General features: G+C 63.2%; 10 protein-coding genes. 6 read left to right on the forward strand and 4 right to left on the reverse strand.

Annotated elements, in window-relative coordinates:
• On the reverse strand, positions 1-458 hold a 458-nt coding region (locus B3V69_RS13455; protein WP_296447351.1), incomplete at its 3' end, for a Spy/CpxP family protein refolding chaperone.
• A 187-nt stretch (positions 459-645) separates the two neighbouring features.
• On the opposite strand from B3V69_RS13455, the gene B3V69_RS13460 reads away from it, so the two are divergent.
• The 5 genes from B3V69_RS13460 to B3V69_RS13480 all read left to right on the forward strand — a co-directional run bounded on the left by B3V69_RS13460 (position 646) and on the right by B3V69_RS13480 (position 5322).
• Entirely contained in the window at positions 646-1542 is an 897-nt protein-coding gene (locus B3V69_RS13460) for a recombination-associated protein RdgC (RefSeq protein ID WP_296447353.1), read from the forward strand.
• Between the two features lie 113 nt (positions 1543-1655).
• Entirely contained in the window at positions 1656-2276 is a 621-nt protein-coding gene (locus B3V69_RS13465; protein WP_296447355.1) for a TetR/AcrR family transcriptional regulator, read from the forward strand.
• Between the two features lie 102 nt (positions 2277-2378).
• On the forward strand, positions 2379-3539 hold the full coding sequence (locus B3V69_RS13470) for an iron-containing alcohol dehydrogenase (protein ID WP_296447357.1): 1161 nt from the start codon (positions 2379-2381) through the stop codon (positions 3537-3539).
• A gap of 37 nt (positions 3540-3576) precedes the next feature.
• Positions 3577-4611: an NADP-dependent oxidoreductase gene (locus B3V69_RS13475; RefSeq protein ID WP_296447358.1), complete on the forward strand. Its 1035-nt coding sequence runs from the start codon at positions 3577-3579 to the stop codon at positions 4609-4611.
• Positions 4612-4641: 30 nt separating this feature from the next.
• Positions 4642-5322 carry a type 1 glutamine amidotransferase domain-containing protein gene (locus tag B3V69_RS13480; RefSeq protein WP_296447359.1) on the forward strand — a complete coding sequence of 227 codons (681 nt, stop codon included), beginning with the start codon at positions 4642-4644 and terminating at the stop codon, positions 5320-5322.
• Between the two features lie 75 nt (positions 5323-5397).
• On the opposite strand, the gene B3V69_RS13485 is transcribed toward B3V69_RS13480, so the two are convergent.
• The 3 genes from B3V69_RS13485 to B3V69_RS13495 form a co-directional block, all read right to left on the reverse strand.
• Positions 5398-5595: a YgaP family membrane protein gene (locus B3V69_RS13485; RefSeq protein WP_296447360.1), complete on the reverse strand. Its 198-nt coding sequence runs from the start codon at positions 5593-5595 to the stop codon at positions 5398-5400.
• Positions 5596-5688: 93 nt separating this feature from the next.
• A complete protein-coding gene (cueR, locus tag B3V69_RS13490) occupies positions 5689-6144 on the reverse strand; it encodes a Cu(I)-responsive transcriptional regulator (protein ID WP_296447361.1) in 456 nt (151 codons plus the stop codon).
• Positions 6141-6338: a heavy-metal-associated domain-containing protein gene (locus B3V69_RS13495; RefSeq protein ID WP_296447362.1), complete on the reverse strand. Its 198-nt coding sequence runs from the start codon at positions 6336-6338 to the stop codon at positions 6141-6143. Before B3V69_RS13495 ends, cueR begins: the two co-directional genes overlap by 4 nt.
• Before the next feature lie 131 nt (positions 6339-6469).
• Between B3V69_RS13495 and B3V69_RS13500 the strand changes: the two genes are divergently transcribed.
• Positions 6470-7119, forward strand: a 650-nt coding sequence (locus B3V69_RS13500) for a cation transporter (RefSeq protein WP_296447363.1), incomplete at its 3' end; no start/stop codon positions are given.

A 7119-nucleotide genomic window follows, 5' to 3' on the forward strand; every position in this document is an offset into this window, starting at 1 on the left:
TTTTGCTGCTCCGGCGTCAGCGTTGCATAAAAGGCCTTGGTGGCTTCACCGCGTTTGTCCATGGCGGCAGCCATGTCGGCCACATGCTGGGTGCGCAAGGCCCTCATTCTGTCGATGCGCTCGGGCGTCGACAGCTTGTCCATCTCGGCGCGGTCCGGGCGTTTGCCCATCAGGTCGGTCGGCAGCTTGTGGGCGGCAACGTAGCTGGTCCAGGTAGCTTCCTGGGCAGGGGCGAGCTTGAGCTTGGCCTTGAGTTCGGCATTGCGTTTGTCCATCCAGGCCTGCATCCTGGCCGGATCCCTTTTGCCCATGCGTTCGTGGCCCATGCCCTCATGCATGGCGCCGACCTGGCCCATCATCTTGCCGGGCTCGCCAGCGGCCGGGGCTTGTGAAAAGGCGGAAAAACCTGCCGTGCCCAGCAAACCGGCAAGTAGCAGGGGTTTAATAACTGATTTCATATGCGCTTCCTTTGGAGTAGGTCTGACGCTCAGAACTTGGCATCAGGCTGGACCCAAGTGTGGGCTCGGTCTGTATCTGCCGCATGAGGCGCGGATAAGTGTTTGTAAAGTTGCGTGAATATTTCTACAGGGATTTGATGGGATGATTGGCGCTGTCAAAGTTTAATCAATCGATAGAAGGTTGCCAGTGTTCAAGAATGTGATCGTGTACCGAATCGGGCCCGGCTGGTCCGCCTCCGTGGCGCAGATGGAGGAAAGCCTTGATGGGGCGCGCTTTGTGGCATGTGGCGCCAGCCAGGAGAAATCCATCGGCTGGATCGAGCCCCGGGGCGAGGCCCACGGCCCGCTGGTCGAGGCCGTGGGCGGGCAGTTAATGCTCAAGCTGATGATCGAGACCCGGGCGCTGCCCGGTTCGGTGATCAATCGCAAGGCCAAGGAGCGGCTGGCTCAGATTGAGGCCAGCACCGGGCGAAAACCCGGCAAAAAGGAAACCCGTGAGATCAAGGACGACATCAAACTTGAACTGTTGCCCCTGGCGTTCAGCAAGGAATCGTCGGTTTGGGTGTGGATTGATCCGGCGGCGAACTTGCTGGTGATCGATGCCGGCAGCCAGGCCCGCGCCGACGAAGTGGTGACGATGCTGGTGAAGTCCCTCACCGGGCTGGCGGTCACGTTGCTCAACACCAAGGTGTCGCCCACGGCCGCCATGTCGCAGTGGCTGATCACGCAGGAGCCGCCGGCCGGCTTCAGCGTGGACCGCGAGTGCGAACTGAAAGCCGCCGATGAATCCAAGGCGGTGGTGCGCTACACGCGCCACCCGCTGGACACCGACGAGGTGCGCGAGTATGTGGAAAGCGGCAAACTGCCGACCCGGCTGGCGCTGACCTGGGACAGCCGCGTGTCCTTTGTGCTGACGGAAGGCCTGCAGCTCAAGAAGCTGGTGTTTCTCGATGTGGTGATGGAAGGGACGTCCACCGGCAAAGAAGATGGTTTCGATGCCGACACTGCCATCGCCACCGGTGAACTGCGCAAACTGCTGCCCGATTTGCTGGAAGCGCTGGGCGGCGAGATGGTGCCGACCTGACGGCATCTCTCTGAAAAAACGAACCCACGTGCGCGCGCAATAACCATGAAAAATTTCTGGTTATTGCGACGTCAATTACTAGACGACCGGTCTACTTGAAGCATAATCAGCGCATGATCCTCGATCAACCCTCCGCCAAGAACCATATCCTCGATTGCGGCGAGCGCCTGATCGCGGGCAAAGGTTTTGTCGGCGTCGGTCTGGCGGAAATCCTGGCCGCGGCGGGCGTGCCCAAAGGGTCGTTCTACCATTACTTCAGCTCCAAGGAACGCTTTGGCGAGGAGTTGCTGGTGCGCTACATGGACCAGTACCTGCGTCGGCTGGATGCCTTGCTCAGCGCGGATGGAACGCCGGCACGGGCACGTTTGATGCGTTACTGGTCTTATTGGAACGTCACGCAGTGCGGCATCACGGCGGATGGCTGCAGCGGCGCCGCAACGGGGTCCAAGTGTCTGATTGTGAAGCTCAGCGCCGAGGTGGCCGATATCTCGGAAGCCATGCGCCTGACCCTGCGTGATGGCACCGACCAGGTGGTGCAGCGCATTGCCCAGTGCCTGCAAGAGGCGCGTGCCGATGGCTCCGTCCCGTCCACGCTGGTGGCCAACGCAACGGCCCTGACCCTGTACGAGCTGTGGCTCGGTGCCAGTCTGCTGTCCAAGCTGCGGCGCGATGGCAGCCCGTTCGCCCACGCCATGGACAGCACCCATTTGCTGCTCGGTCCACCAGGCCGTTGACAAGCGCCACCAACCCACCCTGTTCATTCGAATTACTAACGGATCGGTCTACTTTGATCGCTCATTGACCTCTACCTCCAACCCACCAACCCAAGGACTGCCATGCTGAACTTTGATTTTTACAACCCGACCCAGATTGTTTTCGGTAAAGACCGCATTGGCGACCTCGCCAAGCTGGTGCCGGCCCAGGCCAAGGTGCTGATTCTGGTGGGCGGCGCCAGCGCTGAAAAAACCGGTACGCTGGGCGAGGTGCGCCAGGCTCTGGGCACGCGCCAGCACAGCACCTTCAGCGGCATTGAGCCCAATCCGAGCTTTGACACCGCGATGAAGGCGGTTCAGCAAGTGCGTGAACAGAAATTCGACTTTCTGCTGGCGGTGGGTGGCGGCTCGGTGATTGATGCCGCCAAATTCATTGCGGCAGCGGTGCCATTCGAAGGCGACGCGTGGGACATCCTGCTCAAAGGCGGGCGCAACATCAAGACCGCCTTGCCCTTTGGCACGGTGCTGACCCTGCCCGCCACCGGCTCGGAGATGAACAACGGTTCGGTCATCACGCGCCGTGACATCGGCGCCAAGCTGCCGTTCCGCAGCCGCCATCTGTTCCCGCAGTTCTCGGTGCTGGACCCGACCAAGACCTATACCCTGCCAACGCAACAAATCGCCAACGGCGTGGTCGATGCCTTTGTCCATACCGTCGAGCAATACCTGACCTACCCGGTGAACGCCCCGGTGCAAGACCGTTTTGCCGAGAGCCTGCTGCAAACACTGGTGGACATTGGTCCGCGTCTGCTGACCGCTTCCGAGCCGGACTATGATGACCGTGCCAGCCTGATGTGGGCGGCCACTCTCGCGCTGAATGGCTTGATTGGTGCCGGTGTGCCGCAGGACTGGGCGACCCACATGATTGGCCACGAGCTCACGGCGCTGCACAACATCGACCACGCCCGCACGCTGGCGATCGTGTTGCCGGCCATGCTGAACGAGCGCCGCGTGCAAAAGCGCGACAAGCTGCTGCAATACGGCGAGCGGGTCTGGGGCATTCGCAGCGGCAGCGATGACGAGCGCATCACGGCCGCCATCGAACAGACCCGCGACTTCTTCGAGCGCATGGGGATTCCCACCCGCCTCGCTGCCTATGGGCTCGGGGCCGAGGCGATTGACGTGGTGATTCGCCAACTCGAAGAGCATGGCATGACCAAGCTCAGTGAACGCGGTGATGTGACCCCCGACGTCAGCCGCCGGGTGTTAGAGGCCGCGCTCTGAAGCACGCCCCAGCGCCCCTGATGTGAAAGCAACGCTCATGACCCAGACCCCAACCGTCAACCGCCAGCTGCAACTGGCCTCACGCCCGGTCGGCGCGCCGACCGCCGCCAACTTTCACCTGGCGACCACGGCGGTGCCCGTCGCCGGACCCGGCCAGGTGCTGCTGCGCACCGTGTATTTGTCGCTCGACCCCTATATGCGCGGCCGCATGAGCGAGGCCGCCAGCTACGCCGCGTCGGTCGCCGTCGGTGCGCCCATGGTCGGGGCCACCGTGTGCCGCGTGCAAAGCAGCCAGCTCGCCGGTTTTGCTGTCGGCGACTGGGTGCTGGCCTATACCGGCTGGCAAGACTATGCCGTGTCCGATGGCAGCGGCCTGACCAAGCTGGACCCGGCCATGGCACGCCCCTCGTATGCGCTGGGCGTGCTGGGCATGCCGGGTTTTACCGCCTACATGGGGCTGCTGGACATTGGCGCCCCGAAGACCGGTGAAACGGTGGTGGTGGCCGCGGCCACGGGCGCGGTCGGCTCCGTCGTCGGGCAGATCGCCAAGCTCAAGGGCTGCCGCGTGGTCGGCATTGCGGGGGGGCCTGAGAAGTGCCGCTCGGCCGTGGAAGAACTGGGTTTTGACGCCTGCATCGACCACCACAGCCCGGACCTGGCGGCGCTGCTGGCGGCCGCTTGCCCCAAGGGCATCGACGTCTATTTTGAAAACGTGGGCGGCAAGGTGTTCGACGCCGTGCTGCCTTTGCTGAATGCCGCCGCGCGGGTGCCGCTGTGCGGCCTGATTGCCCACTACAACGCCACGGCCTTGCCCGAAGGCCCGGACCGCAGCCCGCTGCTGATGCGCAACCTGCTGACCAAGCGCATCCGCATGCAAGGTTTCATCATTTTTGACGACTACGGACACCGCTATCCCGAGTTCGCCAAAGACATGAGCCAGTGGCTGGCGAGCGGGCAGATCAAAGTCCGTGAAGACATTGTCGATGACCTGGAGAACGCGCCGCAAGCCTTCATCGGCTTGCTGGAAGGCAAGAACTTCGGCAAGCTGATCGTTCGCGTCGCGAACGACTAAACCATTCCCCCTCACACAGAAGGAAACGACATGAAAAAGATATTGATGGTTCTGACCTCGCACGACCAGCTCGGCACCACCGGCGCGAAAACCGGCTTCTGGCTGGAAGAGTTCGCCGCCCCCTACTACGCGTTCAAGGACGCCGGCGCGGCCATCACGCTGGCGTCACCGCTCGGTGGCCAGCCGCCGCTCGATCCCAAGAGCGACGACCCGACGGCCCAGACCGAATCCACCCGCCGCTTCAAAGCCGATCCCGCCGCCCAGGCCGTTCTCGCCAGCACGCGCAAGCTGCGCGAAATTGCCGCGGCTGATTTCGACGCCGTGTTTTACCCCGGCGGTCATGGCCCCTTGTGGGATCTGGCTGAAAACGCCTACTCCATTGCCCTGATTGAAGCGATGCTGGCGGCCGGCAAACCGGTCGTCGCCGTGTGCCATGCGCCCGCCGTGCTGCGCCATCCCAAGGCCACTGACGGCAAGTCCGTGGTGCAGGGCAAGGCCGTCACCGGCTTCACCAACACCGAGGAAGAAGCGGTCGGCCTGACCCAGATCGTCCCGTTCCTGGTCGAGGACATGCTGAAGAAAAACGGGGGCAACTATTCCAAGGGGGCCGACTGGCAGCCCTATGTTGTCACCGATGGCCTGCTGATTACCGGGCAAAACCCCGCATCCTCCGAGCCGGCCGCCAAGGCATTGCTAAAAACCTTGGCCTAAAAAACCTTGACGTAAAGGCGGACCGGGGACGCCGGGCCGGGCCAAGACGGCATAACCGGCCCGGCGCGGCAGCGCTCAGGCCTTGCTTTTCATCGGGCAGGTGTTCATGCCCAGCAAGGTGTAGGCGGGGCACCAGCCGATCAGGCCAGTGGCCAGCGGCACGACGCCCAACCAGCCCCACCAGCCGATGGTGCCCATGGCCATGAGGCCCAGCAGCACCAAGCCAGCGACGATGCGCACGATGCGGTCGATACCGCCTTCATTGGTTTTCATGAGGAACTCCTTTGGGGGTTGTTGATGAGCGGATTAGACGCTTTGTTGGAGCCCCTGTCTGTGACCGAAGTCACGCAGGCCGCCGTCAAGATACTAGCAACCATGGCCTGCCAGGTCATCCAGTATCGGGCAATCGGGCCGCTCGTCCCCCTGGCAGTGGTTGAGCAGGGACGCCAGGGTGCGCTGCATCGCCTGCATGGCGTCGATGCGTTGCGCCAGCTCATCGACATGTTTCTGGGCGATGCGCTTGACGCTGGCGCTGGCGCGTTTACGGTTGTGCCACAAGCCCACCAGCTCGGCGATCTCGGCCATTGAAAAACCCAGGTCGCGCCCGCGCTTGATGAACTGCAGGGTGCGCACGTCGGCCTCGTTGTACTGGCGGTAGCCGCTGTCGGTGCGGGCCACGGGCGCGAGCAGCCCGAGCGACTCGTAGTGCCGTACCATCTTGGCCGACACATGGGAGAGCCGGGCGGCACTGCCAATGGCGACCGGCCACGCAGCGTTGGCCAGCGTGCTGGCCTCAATCGGGGCCGTGGCCTTGGCTTTCATGCGGCGACGGCGTAGCCTTCTTCGGCAATCGCCTGGGCCAGCGACGCACGCGGCTGCTCGGACTGCACCTCGACCTGGTTGGCCGCGCGGTCAATCGTGACCTCGGCTTGCGGATCGACTTGTTTCACGGCGCGGGTGACCGCTTTTTCGCAGTGGCCGCAGGTCATGCCGGTGACGGTAAAGGTTTGCTTCATGGAAATCGCCTTTAAGTGATGGAAAAAGAACGTGGTGAAGAGCATATTCTGAACCCTCCCACCATGGGAAGGTCAAGGGCCGAGTCGCGCGACTTGACCTTGCCATGAGGGGAAGGATTACGCTCACAACTATGAATACCGTTTCAGCCCCTTCGATTTCCCCCGCTTCACTCGACATCGGCATTGGTGGCATGACCTGCGCCTCCTGTGTGGCCCGGGTCGAAAAAGCCCTGAAAAAAGTCCCCGGTGTGCAGGACGCCACGGTGAATCTGGCGACCGAATCGGCGCGCATTGTGGTGGTGCCCGGGGAACAAATGGAGGCCCGCTTGCGCCGCGCCGTGCGCGATGCCGGCTACGAGCCGCGCGCCGCCAGCGCGGCCATCGATGCCGTCGACAGCTCGCCGTGGGCCGGCTTTGCCCCGGTGGCCGTCGGGCTGGCCTTGTCGGCGCCGCTGACCTTGCCGATGCTGGCCGACCTGCTCGGCCAGCACTGGATGCTGCCCGCCGTGTGGCAATTCTTGCTCGCCACGCCCGTGCAATTCATTCTGGGCGCGCGCTTTTACAAGGCCGGCTGGCATTCACTCAAGGCGCTCACCGGCAACATGGATTTGCTGGTGGCGATTGGCACGACGGCGGGCTGGGCCTTGTCGATGTGGTTGTGGCTCACGGCCGAGCCCGGCGCCATGGTGCATCTCTACTTTGAAGGCTCGGCCATCGTCATCACGCTGGTGCTGCTGGGCAAGTGGCTGGAGGCGCGCGCCAAGCGCCAAACCACCTCGGC

Origin of the sequence: Rhodoferax sp. UBA5149 (genome assembly GCF_002413825.1) — a bacterium.
Taxonomy (GTDB): Bacteria; Pseudomonadota; Gammaproteobacteria; order Burkholderiales; family Burkholderiaceae_C; genus Rhodoferax.

What these genes read in the sequence shown, in the direction of transcription:
- B3V69_RS13465 (WP_296447355.1), top strand. Translation starts at nt 1,656, where the DNA reads ATGATCCTCGATCAACCCTCCGCCAAGAACCATATCCTCGATTGCGGC.
- B3V69_RS13470 (WP_296447357.1), top strand. Translation starts at nt 2,379, where the DNA reads ATGCTGAACTTTGATTTTTACAACCCGACCCAGATTGTTTTCGGTAAA.
- B3V69_RS13475 (WP_296447358.1), top strand. Translation starts at nt 3,577, where the DNA reads ATGACCCAGACCCCAACCGTCAACCGCCAGCTGCAACTGGCCTCACGC.
- B3V69_RS13480 (WP_296447359.1), top strand. Translation starts at nt 4,642, where the DNA reads ATGAAAAAGATATTGATGGTTCTGACCTCGCACGACCAGCTCGGCACC.
- B3V69_RS13485 (WP_296447360.1), bottom strand. Translation starts at nt 5,595, where the DNA reads ATGAAAACCAATGAAGGCGGTATCGACCGCATCGTGCGCATCGTCGCT.
- cueR (WP_296447361.1), bottom strand. Translation starts at nt 6,144, where the DNA reads ATGAAAGCCAAGGCCACGGCCCCGATTGAGGCCAGCACGCTGGCCAAC.
- B3V69_RS13495 (WP_296447362.1), bottom strand. Translation starts at nt 6,338, where the DNA reads ATGAAGCAAACCTTTACCGTCACCGGCATGACCTGCGGCCACTGCGAA.